Source organism: Serratia sp. ASV30 (assembly GCF_016428815.1).
Taxonomy (GTDB): domain Bacteria; phylum Pseudomonadota; class Gammaproteobacteria; order Enterobacterales; family Enterobacteriaceae; genus Chania; species Chania fonticola_C.
In genome coordinates, this window is record NZ_JAELTL010000040.1 from 1 (window position 1) to 21,303 (window position 21,303).

Sequence of the window (21,303 nt, forward strand, 5' to 3'; positions counted from 1 at the left end):
CCCCCCCCCCCCCCCCCCCCCCCCCCCCCCCCCCCCCCCCCCCCCCCCCCCCTTTTTAGATGTGTATAAGAGACAGGTATAGCAACATAAAGTACGCCTATGCGATTATGAGCAAACGCAATCCTGCCGATTTTGCCATAATTTCCAACAGAACAGAATGGTTTGAATTTTATACCGCCAATAACTATCAATTTATCGATCCGGTCCTCATTACCGCTTCCCACCGGGTAACCCCTTTTTCCTGGGATGAGAATATCGTGATCCGATCCGGGTTAAAGTTGCCCAAGATTTTTGATATGGCCAAAAACTATAATGTCATCAATGGCTATACGTTAGTACTTCACGATCACAATAATAACTTAGTGGTACTATCATTGATCATGGATGACTCCTGTGATGAAAATATCGAAGAGTCGATCAAAGAAAACCAACATAAGCTGCAGATGCTGCTGATCACCGCCCACGATAAATTAACCGCGCTGTATCACGAGTTAAATAACACCAGTGATTTTGACAAGGTCAGCCAAAAAGAGCTGTTCTCCAAACGCGAAAATGAGATCCTTTACTGGGCAAGCATGGGGAAATCCTATCAGGAAATCGCGCTTATCTTAGGGATCAAGCTCACCACAGTAAAATATCATATTGGCAACGTGGTCAAAAAATTAGGCGTTACCAACGCCAAGCATGCCATCAGGCTTGGCGTCGAGCTGAAGCTCATCAGACCGGTGCTTCCCGATCGGGAATGACAGTGGCCAGTTGTTTAAGGCAGCGTTACGGCCTGGTGATTTCTGATTGATGCGGTCGGTCATGATTTGCTGATTATGGCTATCTACCGGCATATAAATCAGATAAATATTCTGTTTCTTTTCCGACAGACCGGTTTCAACAATGGAAATCTGCCAGCCAGAGCGTTGGAAAATGATCATCATCGGATGGCTGACAATCGCATAGATACCTTCATAGCCACGATTTCGTGCGTAGTTAATCATCGACAAGAACAGCATTGAGCTAATCGGGTATTGCCGTAACTGTAGTTCTTGTATCCGCGACTTATCAATGAATAAACGGCTGGCTTCGATAAAGTTGCCATCGGGCAGGTTTAACTTAGGGAAATAAGGTTTGAACGTGTCGATGATCATCGTTGGGTATTGGGTTTCTATAAACCGCAGGCTACAGACGATCAGCCCCTGATAAACACCAAATAGATAGGTGGTGTTTTTATTATCGTAAGCATCAAACTCCATATTTCTTTCGCAGTTTACAATCCAATTTAGGCGATCTTTAAAGGTGGTCTTTCTGAGGGAGAATAATTCATTGGATCTATTATCTGGCAATAAATTATAATCCACATCAAAGAACTCTATCATTTTCATCTTTCCCTAATAAATTTTTAAACTTTACTTTACATGATGCCATTATCTTTGCTCTGCGGACGATCGTATCAGAGCCAATTCAAGAAGCAATGAATAATGCCTGGCTGGAAAATCATCATGATTTCAGGTAAGGGTTATAAGCATTTGGTCTGGAATAACGGTGTTTAATACCACTATACCCGAAGCCTGAGGCAGGTGGAGAGGCATGCAGGTTAGCAACCGTTGGGCTTATGGATGCGCGATTGCGAGCTCCACGGACGGATTTACGGCGTTTCGGCGTTCTGCATGACTCCCACCTGTTGTACTATTCGCCACAGCCATTTAGGCAGGCTATCAACCCGATCTCTTCCTAACTGGCCGCGAAGCGCGCTTTTTTCACGAAGATTGACACTTGCTGCGGGATTCTGGCTGTATATCTTACGGTCAACGGGTATACTGACCCATTCTGTTAAATCCACTTGTATCGCGTGCGAAATCAACATGCAAAAGTTTGATACCAAGACCTTTCAGGGTCTGATCCTGACACTACAGGACTATTGGGCGCGCCAGGGCTGCACCATCGTGCAACCGCTGGACATGGAAGTTGGCGCGGGGACATCCCACCCGATGACCTGCCTGCGTGCACTGGGCCCGGAGCCAATGGCCACCGCCTATGTGCAACCTTCACGCCGCCCAACCGACGGCCGTTACGGGGAAAACCCGAACCGCCTGCAGCATTACTACCAATTCCAGGTGGTGATTAAGCCATCGCCAGAAAACATTCAGGAACTCTACCTGGGTTCCTTGAAGGAACTGGGTCTGGATCCGACCATCCACGATATCCGCTTTGTGGAAGACAACTGGGAAAACCCGACGCTCGGCGCCTGGGGTCTGGGTTGGGAAGTGTGGTTAAACGGCATGGAAGTCACGCAGTTTACCTATTTCCAGCAGGTTGGCGGTATGGAGTGCAAACCGGTCACCGGTGAGATCACCTACGGTCTGGAACGCCTGGCGATGTATATCCAGGGCGTGGACAGCGTCTACGATCTGGTGTGGAGCAACGGCCCGTTGGGCGTTACCACCTACGGCGACGTGTTCCATCAGAACGAAGTGGAGCAGTCCACCTATAACTTCGAATACGCCGATGTCGATTTCCTGTTCTCCTGCTTCGAGCAGTATGAGAAGGAAGCGCAAACGCTGCTGGCATTGGAGAAACCGCTGCCGCTGCCGGCTTATGAACGTATCCTCAAGGCTGCTCATACTTTCAACCTGTTGGATGCACGCAAGGCGATCTCGGTTACCGAGCGTCAGCGCTATATTCTGCGTATTCGCACGCTGACCAAAGCCGTTGCCGAGGCCTACTACGCTTCCCGCGAAGCGCTGGGCTTCCCAATGTGTAACAAGAAGTAGAGGCAGCTATGACACAACAGACTTTCCTGGTGGAAATCGGCACGGAAGAGCTGCCGCCGAAGGCTCTTCGCTCACTGGCAGAAGCCTTTGCTGCCAACTTTACCGCTGAGCTGGACAACGCTGGCCTGGAACATGGCGAAGTGAAGTGGTTTGCCGCTCCGCGCCGCCTGGCGTTGAAAGTGGCGGATTTGAGTGCTGCGCAGGCCGATCGTGAAGTTGAAAAACGTGGTCCAGCCATTGCTCAGGCGTTCGATGCCGAAGGCAAACCGAGCAAAGCGGCCGAAGGTTGGGCGCGTGGCTGTGGTATTACCGTCGATCAGGCCGAGCGCCTGGTGACCGATAAAGGCGAATGGCTGCTGTATCGCGCCCATGTGCCAGGCCAATCTGCCCAGCAACTGCTGGCCGGTATGGTGAGCACCGCGCTGTCCAAACTGCCAATCCCGAAACTGATGCGCTGGGGCGATAAAGAAACCCAGTTCGTCCGCCCTGTGCATACCGTGACCATGCTGCTGGGTGCAGAACTGATCCCTGGTACCGTGCTGGGTATCGACTCAGCCCGCACTATTCGCGGCCACCGCTTTATGGGTGAAGCCGAATTCACCATCGATAACGCCGATCAATACCCGCAGATCCTGTTGGAGCGCGGCAAAGTGGTGGCGGATTATCAAACCCGTAAAGCGTTGATCAAGCGCGATGCCGAGTTGGCTGCACAACAGATTGGCGGTAAAGCCGATCTGAGCGAGAGCCTGCTGGAAGAGGTTACCTCGTTGGTCGAATGGCCAGTGGTGCTGACCGCCAAGTTCGAAGAGAAATTCCTGGCGGTGCCTGCGGAAGCGCTGGTGTACACCATGAAGGGCGATCAGAAGTATTTCCCGGTGTATGACGCCGCGGGCAAACTGCTGCCAAACTTTATCTTCGTCGCCAATATCGAGTCGAAAGATCCGCAGCAAATCATCTCCGGTAACGAGAAGGTGGTGCGCCCACGTCTGGCAGATGCCGAATTCTTCTTCAATACCGACCGCAAGCAACGTCTGGAAGACAACCTGCCGCGTCTGGAAACCGTGCTGTTCCAACAGCAACTGGGCACCCTGCGCGCCAAGACCGACCGTATTCAGGCCATGGCGGGCTGGATCGCCGGCCAGATCGGGGCTGATGTCAACCACGCTACGCGTGCGGGGCTACTGTCTAAGTGCGATCTGATGACCAACATGGTGTTCGAATTCACCGACACCCAAGGCGTCATGGGCATGCACTATGCGCGCCACGACGGTGAAGCCGAAGACGTGGCAGTGGCGTTGAACGAACAGTACCAGCCACGCTTTGCCGGTGATGAACTGCCGCAATCGTTGGTGGCCTGCTCGTTGGCGATTGCCGACAAGATGGACACTCTGGCCGGGATCTTCGGCATCGGGCAACATCCAAAAGGTGATAAAGACCCGTTCGCACTGCGCCGTGCTGCGCTGGGCGTGCTGCGTATTATCGTTGAGAAAAACCTGCCGCTGGATCTGCAAACCCTGACCGAAGAAGCTGTCCGCCTGTATGGTGACAAGCTGACCAACGCCAAGGTGGTGGACGAGGTTGTCGACTTTATGCTGGGCCGTTTCCGCGCCTGGTATCAGGAAGAAGGCCATGCGGTGGATACCATCCAGGCCGTATTGGCACGTCGTCCAACCAAGCCAGCCGACTTCGATGCGCGGGTAAAAGCGGTGACGCATTTCCGTACGCTGGAAGCAGCAGCGGCATTGGCGGCGGCCAACAAGCGCGTTTCCAATATCCTGGCCAAATCCAACGATACGCTGCTGGACCAGGTCCACGCTTCGGTATTGAAAGAACCGGCCGAGCTGAAGTTGGCAACCCACTTGGTGGTGCTGCGCGATAAGCTGCAACCGTTCTTCGCCGAAGGCCGCTACCAGGAAGCGCTGGTAGAACTGGCCGCACTGCGTGAAACCGTGGATGCGTTCTTCGACAGCGTGATGGTGATGGCAGAAGATGAAGCGGTGCGCGTGAACCGCCTGACGTTGCTGAGCAAGCTGCGTGAGCTGTTCCTGCAGGTCGCGGATATCTCCGTGCTGCAATAATGGTGTAAAGCCCAAGAAAAAGCGCCTGCGGGCGCTTTTTCATCTCTGATGGCGGCAGCGAAACGATAGGTTATTCTGAGTACCTCGCATAATCACATTTCGTATCGCTGGCAGTTGATCTATTCTTTAGACGCACGGAGGGCGGCAGACGGCATGGAATCTGATAAAAGACACGTTTATAACAGGAGTTATGTCACATGGCTGTAGGGATCCAGAGCAGAAGTTTCGCGCGTTGGCTGGCACCGGTGTTGGCATTGTTGGTGGTTATGCAACTGACCGCCTGCGGCGATAAAGAGCCGGAGCAGCGCAAGGCATTCGTTGATTACTTACAGAATACGGTCATGCGCAGTGGCGTACATATCCCGACGTTGAGCGAAGATCAGAAACAGAAATTCGGTGCTTATACCGGCGATTACGCCATTCTGGTGGGTTTTTCCCAGCAGTTGACGAAGTCGGTGGACGCCAGCCTGACCCCAGCGCTGGAGCAGGTTAATCAGATCCGCACCGCGCAGGACTACATGAGCAAGCGCGATAGCCTGCAACAGTCAATTGGCGCGTTAAACCTGCTGGGCCAGCAGATCCAGACTGCCAAGGCGCAGGCAGATACCGCTCGTGCGGCGCTGAAACAGCCGGACGATTTGAAAGCGGTATACAACCAGGTGTATGACAAGATCGTTACTGCACCGGCCAATGCGCTGATGCCAGCGATCCCAACCACCGCCGGTTTTGTCCAGGATCTGGTACAGGTAGGGGATTTCCTACAGGCACAGGGCAATCAGGTCAGCTTCAACAACGGCGGCGTGCAGTTCCGTACCCAACAGCAGGCGACGCAGTACAACACCATGATGTCCAATCTGGTGGCCAAACAGCAGGACTTGCTGAACGCACAGAAAACCGTGCAGGCGGTAATGCAGTAACCTTCGTTCTAAACAATGTATGTGGGCCAGCGTTTGGTACCACATACATTATTCCGCTTTTTTCCAACTCCTTGCCCCTCCCTCCCCCACGTATTTTCTGTACTACACTTCACTTATTCATCACATCTCTTAATGTAGTTTTCTTTCATCCACGTCATGGTTATTTCCCGACGGTGTGGATGCCCACAGGGAAGATGCCATTTCAGGCCACGGCACGATGGTCGGATGTAAAATAAATTGTGATGTTTGTCACATTTCAAAAACAAACAGCAGAGATGAAAGTGTGATTAAATTCACGTTTTTGTCGCATTTTGCCGGTATATCTTCTCGTTGTATTTTTTTTACACCGGATAAATGTGATGAATGTCACTAAATTCACCGGGGTATAGGGGCAATGTTAGTGATGGCGATCACAAAAATTCCGTGAAGTTCGCGTAGTAAAAAGAGCGTGGTAGAGTCCGTTTCGCAAACAGCATCAACAGGGCTAGAACGTTACAACAATTATCGCGCGCTCTTATTGTCAGCGCGTAACAATAGGGGTGTGTTTATGTTTTCACCAGACATCAAGGTTAAAGTGCAAAACTTTGGCCGTTTCCTGAGTAATATGGTGATGCCCAACATTGGCGCATTCATCGCCTGGGGTATCATCACTGCGCTATTCATTCCTACCGGCTGGCTGCCAAACGAGACGTTAGCCAAGCTGGTTGGGCCAATGATCACCTACCTGCTGCCACTGCTGATCGGTTATACCGGCGGTAAACTGGTGGGCGGTGAGCGTGGCGGCGTGGTCGGTGCCATCACCACCATGGGCGTGATCGTCGGTGCAGACATGCCGATGTTCCTGGGCTCCATGATTGCAGGCCCGTTGGGCGGCTGGGCGATCAAGCATTTTGACCGTTGGGTCGACGGCAAGATCAAGAGCGGCTTCGAGATGTTGGTCAACAACTTCTCCGCTGGCATCATCGGTATGCTGTTGGCAATCCTGGCCTTTATGGGTATCGGGCCATTGGTCGAAGCGATATCCAAAGTGCTGGCGGCTGGCGTGCATATCATGGTGGTCAACAACCTGCTGCCATTGACCTCGATCTTCGTTGAACCGGCGAAAATCCTGTTCCTGAACAACGCCATCAACCACGGCATCTTCTCACCGCTGGGTATCCAGCAGGCGACGGAAACCGGTAAATCGATCTTCTTCCTGATCGAAGCCAACCCAGGCCCAGGTTTGGGCGTGCTGATGGCCTATATGTTCTTCGGCCGTGGCAGTGCCAAGCAGTCTGCTGGCGGTGCGGCGATCATCCACTTCTTGGGTGGTATCCACGAAATCTACTTCCCATACGTGCTGATGAATCCTCGCCTGATCCTGGCGGTTATTCTGGGCGGTATGACCGGTGTATTCACCCTGACTCTGCTGAACGGCGGTCTGGTATCTCCTGCTTCCCCTGGTTCTATTCTGGCAGTGCTGGCAATGACGCCAAAAGGTGCCTACTTCGCCAACCTGGCGGCGGTATTTGCGGCGTTCCTGGTCTCCTTCGTGGTCTCATCTTTCCTGTTGAAAACCTCAAAAGTGAAAGAGGAAGACGATCTGGAAGAGGCGACCCGCCGTATCCAGGACATGAAAGCCCAGTCTAAAGGTGGTGCCGCGGTAAACGCAGCGGTAGACGGCGATCTGAGCACCGTGCGTAAAATCATCGTAGCTTGCGATGCGGGTATGGGCTCCAGCGCCATGGGTGCCGGCGTGCTGCGCAAGAAAGTGGCGGACGCGGGGCTGAAGAATATCTCCGTAACCAATAGCGCGATCAACAGCCTGCCGGAAGATGTGGATCTGGTGATCACTCACCGCGATCTGACCGAGCGTGCGATGCGCCATGCGCCGCAGGCCCAGCACATCTCGCTGACCAACTTCCTGGACAGCCATCTGTACAGTGATTTGACCGCCCGTCTGGTGGCCGCTAACAAGACCAGCGAAACCGAGCAGAAGGTTATCTCCACCCTGGATGACAGCTTTGACGCCAGCGAACAGAACCTGTTCAAACTGGGTGAAAGCAACGTGTTCCTCGGCTTGCAGGCCATTGATAAAGAGCAGGCCATTCGCTTTGCCGGTGAGCAACTGGTGAAGGGCGGCTATGTCGAGCCAGAATATGTTCCGGCCATGTTGGAACGTGAAAAACTGACCTCTACCTATCTGGGCGAATCCATTGCCGTGCCGCATGGCACCATTGAAGCCAAAGACCGCGTACTGCGCACCGGCGTAGTGTTCTGCCAGTATCCGCAGGGCGTACGTTTCGGTGACGAAGAGGATGAAGTTGCACGCCTGGTTATCGGTATCGCGGCGCGTAACAACGAGCATATCCAGGTGATCACCAGCCTGACCAATGCGTTGGATGATGAAACCGTCATCGAGCGGCTGGCGAATACCACCAGCGTCCAGGAAGTGTTGGATTTGCTGGGCGGTAAGAAGGCCTGATAACAGAATTATTTTAAAGGGTGCAGCTTGCTGCACCTTTCTACATTTAAGAAAGGGTGGAATATGAAAGCATTACACTTCGGAGCCGGTAATATTGGCCGTGGCTTTATTGGCAAACTGCTTGCCGACGCGCACGCCGAACTGACTTTTGCTGACGTTAACCAGACGGTGCTGGACGCGTTGAACCAACGCAAAAGCTACCAGGTGCATGTGGTGGGTGAGCAGGCGCGCGTTGAAGAGGTGAATAACGTCAGTGCTGTTAACAGCGGTAGCGAAGAGGCGGTGGCCCTGATTGCCCAGGCCGATATCGTCACGACCGCCGTTGGTCCGCAGATCCTCGCCAGAATCGCCGGGACTATCGCCAAAGGCCTGACCCTGCGCCATCAGCAAGGCAATACTCAGCCGCTGAATATCATCGCCTGTGAAAACATGGTGCGTGGCACCAGCCAGCTCAAACAGCACGTATTCGACGCACTGCCACAGGATGAACAGGCCTGGGTTGAGCAGCATATCGGTTTTGTCGATTCCGCTGTAGACCGTATCGTGCCGCCAGCCGAGGCGGGCAGCAACGATCCGCTGGAAGTGACGGTGGAAACCTTCAGCGAGTGGATCGTCGATCAGACCCAATTCAAGGGTCAACCGCCAGCCATCGCCGGCATGGAACTGACCGACAACCTGATGGCGTTTGTTGAGCGTAAGCTGTTCACCCTCAATACCGGCCATGCGATCACCGCCTACCTGGGCCAGCGCGCCAAGCTGCTGACCATTCGTGATGCGATCCTCGATCCGGTCATCCGCCAGGTGGTCAAAGGGGCAATGGAAGAGAGCGGTGCGGTGCTGATCAAGCGCTACGGTTTTGACGCCGACAAGCATGCAGCCTATATCAACAAAATCCTGTCCCGCTTCGAAAACCCGTATCTGCACGATGACGTAGAGCGCGTAGGCCGTCAGCCGTTGCGCAAACTGAGTGCGGGCGATCGCCTGATCAAGCCGCTGTTGGGCACGTTGGAATACGGCTTGCCGCACGCCAACCTGATCAAGGGGATTGCCGCCGCCATGAGCTACCGCAGCGAGCAGGACCCACAGGCACAAGAACTGGTAGACTTACTGACAAAGCTGGGTCCAAAAGCCGCGCTGGCGCAAATTTCCGGTTTACCGGCCGACAGCAAGGTTGTGGAAGAGGCGGTTGCTGTGTATAACGCCTTGCAGTAAACGCTGTGATATCAAACCAGTGTAAGCAAACTCATTCCCTTTCCCCACGGATAAGGGGTAGGGTGAGGGGGCAAGGCGTCTTTGCCCCCCATTCGGGCTCACTCCCTGCGGTTAACGGGGAGCGCCCGAGTGACCACACCACCCACGCGATTCGAAAAGCGAAGATGATCGAGACACAGGCATTCGAAAACAAGGTTCTGGAAAAGCTGAACGCTGGCAAGACGGTGCGCAGTTTTCTGATTGCAGCGGTCGAGCTGTTGGCAGAAGCGCTTAACGTCCTGGTGGTGCAGGTTTTCCGTAAAGATGACTATGCGGTGAAATATGCCGTCGAACCTCTGTTGTCCGGTGCCGGGCCGCTTGGTGAACTTTCGGTTCGTCTGAAGCTGATGTACGGGCTGGGGGTGATTTCCCGCCACGAATACGAAGATGCCGAACTGCTGATGGCGATGCGTGAAGAGCTGAACCACGACGGTTCGGAATATCGCTTTATTGATGATGAGATACTCGGCCCCTTCGGTGAGCTCCACTGCGTCAGCGCTTTGCCGCCGGTTCCCACTTTTCTACAGCCCGGCGAGGCGGATGAATCGTTGATCGCCATGCAACACCAGCGTTACCAGCAGATGGTACGCTCCACCATGGTGCTGTCGATTACCGAACTGCTGGCGGAAATCGGCGCCAAACAGCCCTCTCGGCTCTCCCCGCTCGGTGCTCAAAAGCCTTAAGCCATCAGCGTCCGCCATTCGTCAAACAGCAGCCATAACGCGGTTGCTGCCATTAAGCCCGCCATCACGCCGTTAAATAACCGCAGTTTCCAGGTCACACGCAGAGCGTGGCGTAGCCGATCGCCCATCAACGCCCAAATCAAGATGCAGGGGATATTCACCGCGGTGAAGCCTGCAATGGTTAAAAGCGTTTGATGTAGCGACGCTCCCTCATGAGGCGTGAACAGGATTGCCACGTTGATAGCCATCAGCCAGGCTTTCGGGTTGACCGCCTGGAACAAGGCTCCGCCAATAAAGTGCATTGGCCGCGTCTGCTGTTTTGCATCCGGTGAGGCCGCCTTATACAGTTTCCACGATAGCCACAGCAGGTACGCACAGCCCATTACCGCCAGCGGAAAGCGGATGGTATCGGCCCAGTTAAGGATCAGCGCCAGCAATAGCGTGGTGAGGGCTAACTGTGTTGCACAGCCCAGGCTGATACCAAACACCATCGGCAGGGTACGCCGCAGGCCGAAATTGACGCCGGACGAGGCGAGCAGCAGGTTATTGGGGCCAGGAGTAATCGACATCACGGTCACGTAACTGATAAAAGCAGAGTCCAGCATAAGGTTTTTCCATACATGATTGGGGGGTGATCATCAGCATAAGGGCTATGGGGTGATGGTGACAGAACCAGAAATAAGCTATTGTCATGGTTACAGTTACGCTTATTTATAACTGTACCCATTGCCTGGAGAGAAATTGTGACCCTGCTCGACGAGATCCCGGAAACCCGCTACCTGCAACTGGCGGAGACATTATCTGCCGCTATCCACCGTGGCACTTTACCGCCCGGTAGCCGCCTGCCTTCGGTGCGCCGCTGCGCACAGAGCCACAGCGTCAGCATCAATACCGTGGTGGCAGCCTATCGCCAGTTGGAAGACCGGGGGCTGATCGAGGCACGGCCACAGTCTGGTTTTTACGTGCGGGCGACCTTGCCTGCGTTGAAAACGGCGTCGGCACCCAGCAACCGGGTAGAGCAACCGGCGGATGATGTGCTGGCCCTGATCGATACGGTTTTCGCCGCCCAGCAGAACCCGGCCTTCACCAATTTGTCGCTCGCCTGCCCGCAAACCGTGGATTTTTATCCCGGTGGCAAGCTGGGGCGGATGTTGTCATCGCAGTTACGCCGCCAGCCTAATCTGATTGGTCAATACGCTTTGCCGCCGGGCAGTCTGCGGTTGCGTCAACAGATCGTCCGGCGCTCGATGACGTTGGGCATGTTGCTGGAGCCGAATGACATCACGCTGACGCACGGTTGCATGGAAGCCTTGCAGCTGGCGCTCAGGGTGACCACCAAGCCGGGCGACTGCGTGGGGTTGGAGTCGCCTACCTATTTTTACCTGTTGCCGCTGCTCGCCAGCCTGGGGTTGAAAGCGCTGGAAATCCCCACCGACCCGCAGCATGGCCTGTCGCTGGATGCGCTGGAGTTGCTGCTGCAGGAGAAACGGCTGAATGCGGTCATCGCCATGCCGACGATACAGAATCCGCTGGGCTGCACCATGCCGCTGGCGTCGAAAAAACGGCTGGCACGCTTGATGAACGATCATCAAGTGCCGCTGATCGAAGATGGGCTGTATGCCGAGCTGCAATTTGGCAGCGCGCTCAGCCCGGCGGTGAAGGCGTTCGATAGCGACGGCTGGGTACTGTTTTGCTCCAGCTTCACTAAAACGCTGGCACCGGATTTCCGCATCGGCTGGGTGGTCGGCGGGCGGTTCAGTGATGCGCTGCGCAAGCTGAAGGCGGTGTCTTCGATGTCGGAGTCGCACTTGTTGTCAGAGACGCTGGCCATGTTCCTGGAGGCGGGGGGATACGATCATCATCTGCGCAATTTGCGCAAACGCTATGCGGCGCAGGTGGAAGAGGCCAGGGCGCTGATTGCCCGCCATTTCCCGTGCGGGACAAGAGCTACCCAGCCTGCCGGTGGGTTTGTGTTCTGGGTGGAGTTCCCACCAGGGGTGGACACGGTGACGCTGTTCCATCAGTTGCTGGATGAGCAGATCTGTCTGACGCCCGGTACGCTATATTCTCCAAGCGGGCGTTATCATAACGGGCTGCGCCTCTCCTGCTGCTATCCATTTAACGCCCGTTATACCCAGGCGCTGGCGCGGGTGGGGGCAAAAGCCTGTGAGATGAGCGGCCTGCCTGCGGGAATTGCGCAAGGTGAGGAGTAACCTGCCGTGCATTTTGCTACACTAGCGAAATATTTTTTACGCCATAGAACAAAACAGGCCAGAGACGATGAAAGAGAAAGAAAAAGCCGAGATTAAGCGCCTGAGCGATTTGCTGGACGCACTGAACCACAAAGACACCGTGGTGATCCAGCAGGGTAACACCGACCTGATTGCGCAACATCTCAAAGAAAAAGAGAAGTTGAAGACCGAGATTGAGCGCCTGAAAAACGTGCGCGTGGAAAAACTGAGTGCGGAAGCGCAGAAGTTGAGCCAGCTGCCATTCAGCCGTGAGATCACCAAGAAAGAGCAGGCGGATATGGGCACGCTGAAGAAAAGCGCCCGTGGCCTGATCGTGGTGCACCCAATGACCGCACTTGGCCGCGAGATGGGCCTGAAAGTGGTTACCGGCTACGCCAAAAAAGCGTTCTGATAACCAGCCCCGGAGAACATCGTCTTAGCCTGACGAAGTTCTCCGGGTTGTTTTATCCGGCTTTAGTCGTAAAGAACGCGCAGGTCTGGTAAGGCACCGTGAGCGTTTCCTTCCCCCGCAGCTCCTCTTCCTCTGCCACCAGTTGGCGGATTTGTTCGATCACCTGTTCCTGCTGTCGTTGCGGCAACGCGGCGATAAAGCTGGTGGATCGCACACGGTTATAAATCACATCCTCCGGCGCTCCGCTATGCCCCAGCATAAACACCTGTTCCTGCAGCTGGGCAAAACCCGGGTAAGGAAACAGCCTGCGCCATTCACCGGTATAAAAACGCGGCGCATCCCCTTCGTGGCGATCGACTATCTGATTGAGTTTGCGTACCCAGCCAACCCGCGCATCGCGCATATTCCACACCAGGCCAAGTTTGCCGCCGGGTTTCAGCACGCGCTGAATTTCCGCCAGCGCCTGACGTGTGGCAAACCAGTGAAAGGACTGCGCGCACACCACGGCATCCACAGACTCATCCGGCAGCGGGAGTGATTCGGCGGTACCTGCCAGCGTTTTCACCTGAGGGAATGCCGCCGCCAGCTTTTCCAGCATCTGCGCCACCGGTTCAACGGCGATGACGTTGGCACCGGTCTCCAGTAGACGCGGAGTGAACTTGCCGGTGCCTGCACCCAGATCTATGACGGTCTTACCGGGCTGTAGCTCGAGTACCTCACGCAGCCAAACGGTGATTTCCGCCGGATAATCCGGGCGGCCTAAAACGTAGCGATCCGCATTGGCCTGATAGCCAGCCGCAGCCGCGTGATGAATGGAATGAGGTGATGTAGCCATAACGCAGCTCCCTAATCCAGGTCGATAGATGTCTTCTGCCTGGTGCCGATTAACGGCCAAGCAGACGGCGGTTGAGGTCTTCGATTTTGCCGCTGGTGATGCGCGTCAGCATGGTTTTGCTCCAGCTGGCCGACAGCCCCGCCACCGACAGTAAACGACGGTATTGCTCTTCATCGAACGGCATGTGCCAGGCAATGCTGATGGCTTCTGCGACGGAAACATCACTATTGCGGGTTACCAGCTCCAGTGGCTGATCACCACTGACCATCCCAGTTGATACCACGCGATACAGCCAGCCGCAGCGACCGGTTTGCTGCATCAGCACCGAAATATCGTTAATAGCGAAATGGTAATTGAGTTTGAAACACGGAGAGCGCGGTTGGGTCACCTGGATCAGCGCTTCGCCCCAGCGGAAAATATCCCCCATAAACACGTTATGCTCGGTCAGGCCGAGGGTCGAAATATTCTCACCAAAGGCTGGCGCGCAGAACTGTTCTGCCTGTGCGGGGAACTGTTCACGCCAGTGTTCGTAATGCTCGCGCGGGTAGTGGCAAAGGGCGCGGTCAGGCCCGCCGTGGTAGCTTTTTTCTGCCTGCTCATCGCCTGCCAGACCCAATGGAGTAAGCTTCAGCATACCCTCCACCAGGCGTTTGGCGATAGCGCTGGGGCGGCCACCTTCATAGGGTTGAATCGAACCGAGATAGACGTCTGGGTGGTGCATGCTAGCCTCCATTCACGCTCGTTAATGCCGTCTAGCATAGCCTGAGTCGAGGGGGAGGAACAGAATAACCCGCCCGGAGATCACCGGGCGGGCGGAGGGGTTAGAAGGTCGTCCAGTTGTCTTCGGCGTTGGTGCTCGGTTTGGCCATTGATGGCGATTTGAGCTGGGCAGTTTTGGTTTCCACTGGCGCAGCCTTATCTGCCAGGCGGAATACCGAGACGCTTTGCAGTAGCATTTCGGCCTGCTCTTCCAGCGAATCGGCGGCAGCGGCAGACTCTTCCACTAGCGCGGCGTTTTGCTGAGTGGTGTGATCCATTTCCACGATGGCCTGGCCAATCTGCGCGATGCCCCTGGTCTGTTCATCGGAGGCGGCGGCTATTTCAGCCATGATATCGCGCACGTGGGTGACCGAGCGGACGATTTGTTCCATGGTGTTGCCGGTGTTTTCCACCAGTGCGGTACCGCTCTGTACCCGGTTGACCGACTCGGTGATCAACCCTTCGATTTCTTTCGCCGCCTGGGCGCTGCGCTGGGCCAGATTGCGGACTTCGCTGGCAACAACCGAGAAACCGCGCCCTTGCTCGCCTGCCCGGGCGGCCTCTACGGCGGCGTTCAGGGCCAGGATGTTGGTCTGGAAGGCAATGCCGTTGATCAGGGTGGTAATTTCGGCGATCCGCTGCGAACTGTTGGAAATATCCCGCATGGTGCTGACGACGTTGTTGACCAGTTTGCCGCCCTGCTGTGCGGTTTGCGAGGCATCGGTCGCCAGCTGGTTGGCGTGATGGGCGTTGTCGGCATTCTGCTTCACCGTCGCGGTGAGCTGTTCCATGCTGGCGGCGGTTTCTTCCACCGCGGCGGCCTGCTGTTCGGTACGTGAAGAGAGATCGGTATTGCCCGCAGCGATTTCCCCGGCGGCGGTGGAGACCTGGCTGACCCCCATCTGGATTTTCTCAATCATATCGCGCAGGTTCTGGCTCATGGCGGCGACGGCGTTAAGCAACTGGCCAAGTTCATCACGGCGAGTGCTGGTTTGCGCCTGACGTAGATCTCCCTTGGCAATGCGTTCTGCCAGTTCCAGGGTACTGTTGAGTGGGCGAGTGATCTGCAATGTGATACGCCATGACACCAGTAGGCCGGCAAGAATGGCGATTGCCGTGGTGATCCCCATCTGCCACTGTGCGGTATTGATATTATTGTGCGTCTGCGTCAGCTCATCCTTCATGAAATTGTTAACCAGCGTACCGATCTCGTCAGCGTAGCCGCCGAGCTGTTTACTGATCTTGATCTCATTCTCAACGGCGGGCAGGTAGGCCGCGATGTGGCCTTTATACTCGTCAAGCACGGTCAACAGAGGTTGGAGCAACGGGCGCTGTGACTCGTTCAGGCGTTGGCTGAGCGTGTTGGCGGCGCTACGGGCGTCGTCGATAGCGCTGAGTAATGGGATTTCGGAGTCGCGATTGGGTTGCAGCACCAGGCCACGGGCATAGTAGCGGATCTGGGTCAGCTTCTGGTTCAACTGGATAAACGCCAGTTGCAGATCGGCAGCACCCAGTTGGCGTTCAACCTGGCTCAGGCTGTCCTGAACTTCGGACATGTTCCAGCTGGCTCGTACCGCGTCTTTATCCACCACGGCTTTGGCAAACATTTTCTGTTGTTGCTCATAGTTACCCAGCAACACCACCAAAAGTTCCAGATCCTTGCGGCTTTGCGCATCCCAATTCAGGTTTTGCGCGTGGCTGGCCAGCTGCAACGCGTTCTCGATATGTTTGCGGTTACGTTCAAGGTAGTCGGTATTGTAATTTTGGCTAAACATGGCCCGGGTGTATTTAGCCTGACTGATTTCGCCCGTTAACTGATAGCTGAAATCGATGCGGTCGCTGCGTGATTCGATAAGATTGAGGTAGGTTATCCCGGTGCCAGCGATAACGATCGCCAGTATCAACATCAGAGAGAATCCGAGTCCGAGTTTTTTACCTACGGTGAGATGAACGATTTTTCCTGCCAAAGCTTGCAATGCCGCCATGATTTATCCCTCTTTAGGCGTTGGTCAATTGAACAAAGCATCGGCAAGGGGCGGTTAAACTTTAGCGGACAACGGGCAAAAAAATGCCCGCATCAGCGGGCATCATCGGAGATAAGCCAAATTATTTCTTGGCTTCGGCGAAGCGTTTGGCCGCTTCGTCCCAGTTCACCACGTTCCAGAATGCCTTGATGTAGTCAGGGCGACGGTTCTGGAATTTCAGGTAGTAAGCGTGTTCCCACACGTCCAGGCCAACGATTGGCAAGCCTGAAGCGCCGGAGACGGCTTCGCCCATCAGCGGGCTGTCCTGGTTAGCGGTAGATACCACGGCCAGTTTGTCGCCTTTCAGCACCAGCCAAGCCCAGCCAGAACCGAAACGGGTGGCGGCGGCTTTCTCGAACTCTTCCTGGAATTTCTCTACGCTGCCGAAATCGCGCTCGATAGCGGCTTTCAGATCGCCACCCAGCGTGGTGCCGGTTTTCAGACCTTTCCAGAACAGGCTGTGGTTAGCGTGGCCGCCTGCGTTGTTGCGCATAAAGGTGCGCTTGTCTGCAGGGACTTTATCCAGATCCTGGATCAGCTCTTCTACGCTCAGCGAAGCCAGCTCAGGGTAAGCTTCCAGCACGGTGTTGGCGTTGTTGACATAGGTCTGGTGGTGTTTAGTGTGATGGATTTCCATCGTCTGCTTGTCGAAATGCGGTTCTAGTGCGTCGTAAGCGTAAGGTAGGGATGGCAGTGAATAACTCATGATCATCATCTCCAGTAGTGTAGGGCGGCGCAAAATGTGAGCACCGCGTAAGCAGTATGATGCATTATAATTAATTAAATGATATTGAAAATGATTATCAATGCCCTACAGACTGTGTGGTTTAGGAATTAATCGGTAATACGCTGCGGGTGAGTAAACACCGTTGCCCGGCCTGGCTTGCTAAAGCCAACCAATGTCAGGTTGCTGCGCTCGGCGATTTCCACCGCCAGCGAGGTGGCGGCAGACACCACGAACAGGATCTCGGCGCCGCACATGGCGGATTTTTGCACCATCTCGTAGCTGGCCCGGCTGGAAACCAGGATCGCCCCTTGCTGCCAGCCCTGTTTGGCGCGTATGCCGATCATTTTGTCCAGCGCCACATGGCGGCCAACGTCTTCGCAGCCGCCCAGTAGTTCACCCTGCGGTGAGATCCAACCTGCGGCGTGGGTACACCCCGTCAACTGGCCGACGTTCTGCACCTGGCGCAACTGGCTGAGGGCGCGATCGAGATTGGCCAGCGAGAAGGTCTGGGTAAAGGGCAGTGGTGTGACCGGCCGGAAGATATCCGCCAACTGTTCAATGCCACAAACGCCGCACCCTGTGCGGCCAGCCATCGCCCGGCGGCGCTCCTTCAGCCCGGCAAAGCGGCGGCTGGAAAGCTCGATTTGTACTTCCATGCCGTTGCAGGTGGGATTAACCTCTATACTGAAGATATCCCGTGGTGAGTCGATAATCCCTTCCGAGAGGGAAAAACCGAGGGCGAACGCCTCAAGATCCTTTGGCGTACACATCATCACCACGTGAGAAATACCGTTATACACCAGCGCGACCGGCACCTCTTCGGCGAGCCAATCTTGCTCTGTGGTGGTCAGTTGCCCGCGCTGGTACACCGGAGCCTGGATCAGGCCCGTGAGCGCGTTCACATTTGTGGGCTGCTCTTGGTTAATTTTGTTCACTTTCCTGGCACCTGTTTGTAACAACCCTACGCCTGCTATGGTATTATTGCGGCGCCGTTGCGGCCCATTTGGCCAATACCCACATAAGAATAGTGATTTTAGCGCTTCCCGCTTTAAGGGGGAAAGCGTCATTTGAAACAATGTGACAACACGAGAGAGAAAGGAGACCCCCCATGCAGGTCAGCAGAAGGCAGTTCTTTAAGATCTGCGCTGGCGGTATGGCAGGAACCACGGTGGCCGCACTGGGCTTTAGCCCGGCGGTGGCATTGGCGGAAACCCGGCAGTACAAGTTGCTGCGCGCCCGTGAAACCCGTAATACCTGCACGTATTGTTCCGTCGGCTGTGGGCTGTTGATGTACAGCCTTGGTGATGGCGCCAAAAACGCCAAAGAGAGCATCTTCCATATCGAAGGGGATCCAGACCATCCGGTAAACCGTGGTGCACTGTGCCCGAAAGGGGCAGGTCTGGTGGATTTCATCCACAGCGAAAGCCGTCTCCAATACCCAGAATATCGCGCTCCAGGCTCGGACAAGTGGCAACGCATCAGCTGGGACGACGCCTTCACCCGCATCGCCAAACTGATGAAAGAAGACCGCGATGCCAACTTCGAAGCCACCAACGCCGCTGGCGTAACGGTGAACCGTTGGCTCTCCACCGGGATGCTGTGTGCTTCGGCCTCCAGCAACGAAACCGGTATGCTTACCCAAAAATTTAGTCGCGCTCTCGGCATGCTTGCCGTAGATAACCAGGCGCGTGTCTGACACGGACCAACGGTAGCAAGTCTTGCTCCAACATTTGGTCGCGGTGCGATGACCAACCACTGGGTTGATATCAAGAACGCCGACTTAATTATCGTCATGGGTGGGAATGCGGCAGAAGCGCATCCAGTGGGATTCCGCTGGGCGATGGAAGCCAAAATTCATAATAAAGCCAAGCTGATCGTCATCGATCCGCGCTTTACCCGTACTGCATCCGTGGCGGATTTCTACACGCCTATCCGTTCAGGTACCGACATTGCTTTCCTGTCGGGCGTCTTGCTGTACCTGATCACCAATAACAAGATTAACCGCGAATACGTGGACGCCTACACCAACGCCAGCCTGCTGGTGCGGGAAGACTTCACCTTCGACGACGGCCTGTTCAGCGGCTACGACGCGGATAATCGCAAATACGATAAAACCACCTGGAATTACCAGCTCGACGAGAACGGCTTCGCCAAGCGTGATACTACGCTACAGGACCCGAACTGCGTGTGGAACCTGCTGAAAAAGCACATCAGCCGTTATACGCCAGAGGTGGTCACCAACATCTGCGGCACGCCAACCGAGGATTTCCTCAAGGTGTGCGAATATATCGCCGAAACCAGCGCCAACGACAAGACGGCCTCGTTCCTCTACGCCCTGGGCTGGACACAGCACTCGGTCGGTGCGCAGAACATCCGCACCATGGCGATGATCCAGTTGCTGCTTGGCAATATGGGCATGGCAGGTGGTGGTGTGAACGCCCTGCGTGGCCACTCCAATATCCAGGGGCTGACCGATTTGGGTCTGCTGTCACAAAGCCTGCCGGGCTATATGACGCTGCCTTCCGAGAAGCAGGCCGATCTGGAGACCTACCTGAAAGCGAACACGCCGAAGGCGCTGCTGCCGGGCCAGGTCAACTACTGGAGCAACTACCCGAAATTCTTCGTCAGCATGATGAAGAGCTTCTACGGCGACAAAGCGCAGAAAGATAATAGCTGGGGCTTTGACTGGTTGCCGAAGTGGGACAAAGGCTACGACGTGCTGCAGTATTTCGAGATGATGTCGCAGGGGAAAGTGAATGGCTATATCTGCCAGGGCTTTAACCCGGTTGCCTCATTCCCGAACAAGAACAAAGTGGTGGCCTCGCTGGCCAAGCTGAAGTTCCTGGTGACCATCGATCCGCTGAACACCGAAACCGCCAACTTCTGGCAAAACCACGATGAGTTCAACGACGTTGATCCATCGAAAATCCAGACCGAGGTATTCCGCCTGCCGTCCACCTGCTTTGCCGAAGAGAACGGTTCAATCGTTAACTCTGGCCGCTGGCTGCAATGGCACTGGAAAGGGGCCGATGCCCCAGGGGAAGCGCTGAACGACGGTGAAATTCTGGCGGGGCTGCTGATGCACCTGCGCGAAATGTACACCCGTGACGGCGGTGCGGTCCCTGAGCAGTTGCTGAACATGTCCTGGGATTACCTGACCCCGGAAAATCCGAAGCCAGAAGAAGTGGCGATGGAGAGCAACGGCCGGGCACTGGCGGATGTCCTCGATCCGGACGGCAAAGTGTTGGCGAAGAAAGGCGAACTGCTGAGCACCTTCGCGCACCTGCGTGATGACGGCACCACGGCAAGTGGCTGCTGGATCTTCGCAGGCAGTTGGACGCCAGCGGGCAACCAGATGGCGCGCCGTGATAACGCCGATCCTTCTGGCCTTGGCAACACGCTGGGCTGGGCTTGGGCATGGCCGCTGAACCGCCGCATCCTGTATAACCGTGCGTCTGCGGATCCAGCGGGTAAACCGTGGGATGCCAAACGCCAGTTGCTGGAGTGGGATGGTGCCAAGTGGGGCGGGGTTGATATCCCGGACTACAGCGCCGCCGCACCGGGCAGCGACGTCGGGCCGTTTATCATGCAGCCGGAAGGCATGGGCCGCCTGTTTGCCCTCGATAAACTGGCGGAAGGGCCGTTCCCTGAACACTACGAGCCGTTTGAAACGCCGCTCGGCACCAACCCGTTGCACCCGAACGTGGTGTCCAACCCGGCGGCGCGCGTGTTCAAAGACGATCTGGCCGCGATGGGCAAATCCGACAAGTTCCCGTATGTCGGTACTACCTATCGCCTGACCGAACATTTCCACTACTGGACCAAACACGCGTTGATCAACGCCATCGCTCAGCCAGAACAGTTCATCGAAATTGGCGAGAAGCTGGCAGAGAAGAAAGGCATCAAGCAGGGCGATACGGTCAAAGTCAGCTCCAACCGTGGCTATATCAAGGCCAAGGCGGTGGTGACCAAACGTATTCGTACTCTGCAGGTAAATGGCCAGGACGTGGACACCATCGGCATCCCGATCCACTGGGGTTACGAAGGGGTGGCGAAGAAGGGCTTTATCGCCAACACGCTGACGCCGTTTGTCGGCGACGCCAATACGCAAACGCCAGAGTTCAAGGCGTTCCTGGTTAACGTGGAAAAGGTGTAACGGA

Annotated in this window: 16 protein-coding genes and 1 pseudogene; 10 read left to right on the top strand and 7 right to left on the bottom strand. The window is 55.5% G+C overall.

The window, feature by feature from the left end; genetic code table 11:
- Nucleotides 1–74: 74 nt before the first annotated feature.
- Nucleotides 75–746: pseudogene (locus tag JHD74_RS17230) on the top strand (LuxR family transcriptional regulator); the annotation flags it as partial.
- On the opposite strand, the gene JHD74_RS17235 reads toward JHD74_RS17230, so the two are convergent.
- Complete coding sequence (locus tag JHD74_RS17235; protein WP_024527332.1) at nt 663–1,367, bottom strand: acyl-homoserine-lactone synthase; 705 nt, start codon at nt 1,365–1,367, stop codon at nt 663–665. The pseudogene JHD74_RS17230 and the gene JHD74_RS17235 overlap by 84 nt on opposite strands.
- 486 nt (nt 1,368–1,853) lie before the next feature.
- Between JHD74_RS17235 and glyQ the strand changes: the two genes are divergently transcribed.
- From glyQ to JHD74_RS17265, 6 genes are all read left to right on the top strand, one after another.
- A complete protein-coding gene (glyQ, locus tag JHD74_RS17240) occupies nt 1,854–2,762 on the top strand; it encodes a glycine--tRNA ligase subunit alpha (RefSeq protein ID WP_024483285.1) in 909 nt (302 codons plus the stop codon).
- A gap of 8 nt (nt 2,763–2,770) precedes the next feature.
- On the top strand, nt 2,771–4,840 hold the full coding sequence (glyS, locus tag JHD74_RS17245; protein ID WP_199063167.1) for a glycine--tRNA ligase subunit beta: 2,070 nt from the start codon (nt 2,771–2,773) through the stop codon (nt 4,838–4,840).
- 197 nt (nt 4,841–5,037) lie between these two features.
- Nucleotides 5,038–5,757, top strand: coding sequence for a DUF3053 domain-containing protein (locus JHD74_RS17250; RefSeq protein ID WP_024527328.1), 720 nt, complete (start codon nt 5,038–5,040; stop codon nt 5,755–5,757).
- 547 nt (nt 5,758–6,304) lie between these two features.
- Nucleotides 6,305–8,221, top strand: a complete 1,917-nt coding sequence (locus tag JHD74_RS17255) for a PTS mannitol transporter subunit IICBA (protein ID WP_024527327.1) — start codon at nt 6,305–6,307, stop codon at nt 8,219–8,221.
- Between the two features lie 63 nt (nt 8,222–8,284).
- The gene (locus JHD74_RS17260) at nt 8,285–9,433 is read left to right on the top strand and encodes a mannitol-1-phosphate 5-dehydrogenase (RefSeq protein ID WP_074030860.1); all 1,149 of its coding nucleotides are present in this window, start codon (nt 8,285–8,287) and stop codon (nt 9,431–9,433) included.
- 164 nt (nt 9,434–9,597) lie between these two features.
- On the top strand, nt 9,598–10,155 hold the full coding sequence (locus JHD74_RS17265) for an MltR family transcriptional regulator (RefSeq protein ID WP_024483278.1): 558 nt from the start codon (nt 9,598–9,600) through the stop codon (nt 10,153–10,155).
- Here the strand turns inward: JHD74_RS17265 and JHD74_RS17270 are convergent.
- Nucleotides 10,152–10,760: a LysE family translocator gene (locus JHD74_RS17270; RefSeq protein WP_024527325.1), complete on the bottom strand. Its 609-nt coding sequence runs from the start codon at nt 10,758–10,760 to the stop codon at nt 10,152–10,154. The two genes, JHD74_RS17265 and JHD74_RS17270, sit on opposite strands and share 4 nt — an antisense overlap.
- Nucleotides 10,761–10,898: 138 nt before the next feature.
- Here JHD74_RS17270 and JHD74_RS17275 point away from each other — a divergent pair, with 138 nt between their 5' ends.
- Nucleotides 10,899–12,368 (top strand): PLP-dependent aminotransferase family protein, encoded by a 1,470-nt coding sequence (locus tag JHD74_RS17275; protein WP_199063168.1) that lies wholly within the window; start codon nt 10,899–10,901, stop codon nt 12,366–12,368.
- A 67-nt stretch (nt 12,369–12,435) separates the two neighbouring features.
- Nucleotides 12,436–12,798, top strand: coding sequence for a YibL family ribosome-associated protein (locus JHD74_RS17280; protein ID WP_024483275.1), 363 nt, complete (start codon nt 12,436–12,438; stop codon nt 12,796–12,798).
- Nucleotides 12,799–12,850: 52 nt separating this feature from the next.
- Here the strand turns inward: JHD74_RS17280 and JHD74_RS17285 are convergent, their stop codons facing one another.
- The 5 genes from JHD74_RS17285 to fdhD all read right to left on the bottom strand — a co-directional run bounded on the left by JHD74_RS17285 (nt 12,851) and on the right by fdhD (nt 18,078).
- Nucleotides 12,851–13,633, bottom strand: coding sequence for a class I SAM-dependent methyltransferase (locus tag JHD74_RS17285; protein WP_024527323.1), 783 nt, complete (start codon nt 13,631–13,633; stop codon nt 12,851–12,853).
- 49 nt (nt 13,634–13,682) lie between these two features.
- Nucleotides 13,683–14,354, bottom strand: coding sequence for a 6-hydroxyaminopurine reductase (yiiM, locus tag JHD74_RS17290; RefSeq protein ID WP_199063169.1), 672 nt, complete (start codon nt 14,352–14,354; stop codon nt 13,683–13,685).
- A gap of 100 nt (nt 14,355–14,454) precedes the next feature.
- On the bottom strand, nt 14,455–16,377 hold the full coding sequence (locus JHD74_RS17295; RefSeq protein ID WP_024527321.1) for a methyl-accepting chemotaxis protein: 1,923 nt from the start codon (nt 16,375–16,377) through the stop codon (nt 14,455–14,457).
- 121 nt (nt 16,378–16,498) lie between these two features.
- Nucleotides 16,499–17,122 (bottom strand): superoxide dismutase [Mn], encoded by a 624-nt coding sequence (gene sodA, locus JHD74_RS17300; RefSeq protein ID WP_024483271.1) that lies wholly within the window; start codon nt 17,120–17,122, stop codon nt 16,499–16,501.
- Between the two features lie 128 nt (nt 17,123–17,250).
- Nucleotides 17,251–18,078 carry a formate dehydrogenase accessory sulfurtransferase FdhD gene (fdhD, locus tag JHD74_RS17305; protein ID WP_037434388.1) on the bottom strand — a complete coding sequence of 276 codons (828 nt, stop codon included), beginning with the start codon at nt 18,076–18,078 and terminating at the stop codon, nt 17,251–17,253.
- A 173-nt stretch (nt 18,079–18,251) separates the two neighbouring features.
- Between fdhD and fdnG the strand changes: the two genes are divergently transcribed.
- Nucleotides 18,252–21,299 carry a formate dehydrogenase-N subunit alpha gene (fdnG, locus tag JHD74_RS17310; RefSeq protein WP_199063170.1) on the top strand — a complete coding sequence of 1,016 codons (3,048 nt, stop codon included), beginning with the start codon at nt 18,252–18,254 and terminating at the stop codon, nt 21,297–21,299.
- Nucleotides 21,300–21,303 lie beyond the last annotated feature (4 nt).

What these genes read in the sequence shown, in the direction of transcription:
- JHD74_RS17235 (WP_024527332.1), bottom strand. Translation starts at nt 1,367, where the DNA reads ATGATAGAGTTCTTTGATGTGGATTATAATTTATTGCCAGATAATAGA.
- glyQ (WP_024483285.1), top strand. Translation starts at nt 1,854, where the DNA reads ATGCAAAAGTTTGATACCAAGACCTTTCAGGGTCTGATCCTGACACTA.
- glyS (WP_199063167.1), top strand. Translation starts at nt 2,771, where the DNA reads ATGACACAACAGACTTTCCTGGTGGAAATCGGCACGGAAGAGCTGCCG.
- JHD74_RS17250 (WP_024527328.1), top strand. Translation starts at nt 5,038, where the DNA reads ATGGCTGTAGGGATCCAGAGCAGAAGTTTCGCGCGTTGGCTGGCACCG.
- JHD74_RS17255 (WP_024527327.1), top strand. Translation starts at nt 6,305, where the DNA reads ATGTTTTCACCAGACATCAAGGTTAAAGTGCAAAACTTTGGCCGTTTC.
- JHD74_RS17260 (WP_074030860.1), top strand. Translation starts at nt 8,285, where the DNA reads ATGAAAGCATTACACTTCGGAGCCGGTAATATTGGCCGTGGCTTTATT.
- JHD74_RS17265 (WP_024483278.1), top strand. Translation starts at nt 9,598, where the DNA reads ATGATCGAGACACAGGCATTCGAAAACAAGGTTCTGGAAAAGCTGAAC.
- JHD74_RS17270 (WP_024527325.1), bottom strand. Translation starts at nt 10,760, where the DNA reads ATGCTGGACTCTGCTTTTATCAGTTACGTGACCGTGATGTCGATTACT.
- JHD74_RS17280 (WP_024483275.1), top strand. Translation starts at nt 12,436, where the DNA reads ATGAAAGAGAAAGAAAAAGCCGAGATTAAGCGCCTGAGCGATTTGCTG.
- JHD74_RS17285 (WP_024527323.1), bottom strand. Translation starts at nt 13,633, where the DNA reads ATGGCTACATCACCTCATTCCATTCATCACGCGGCTGCGGCTGGCTAT.
- yiiM (WP_199063169.1), bottom strand. Translation starts at nt 14,354, where the DNA reads ATGCACCACCCAGACGTCTATCTCGGTTCGATTCAACCCTATGAAGGT.
- JHD74_RS17295 (WP_024527321.1), bottom strand. Translation starts at nt 16,377, where the DNA reads ATGGCGGCATTGCAAGCTTTGGCAGGAAAAATCGTTCATCTCACCGTA.
- sodA (WP_024483271.1), bottom strand. Translation starts at nt 17,122, where the DNA reads ATGAGTTATTCACTGCCATCCCTACCTTACGCTTACGACGCACTAGAA.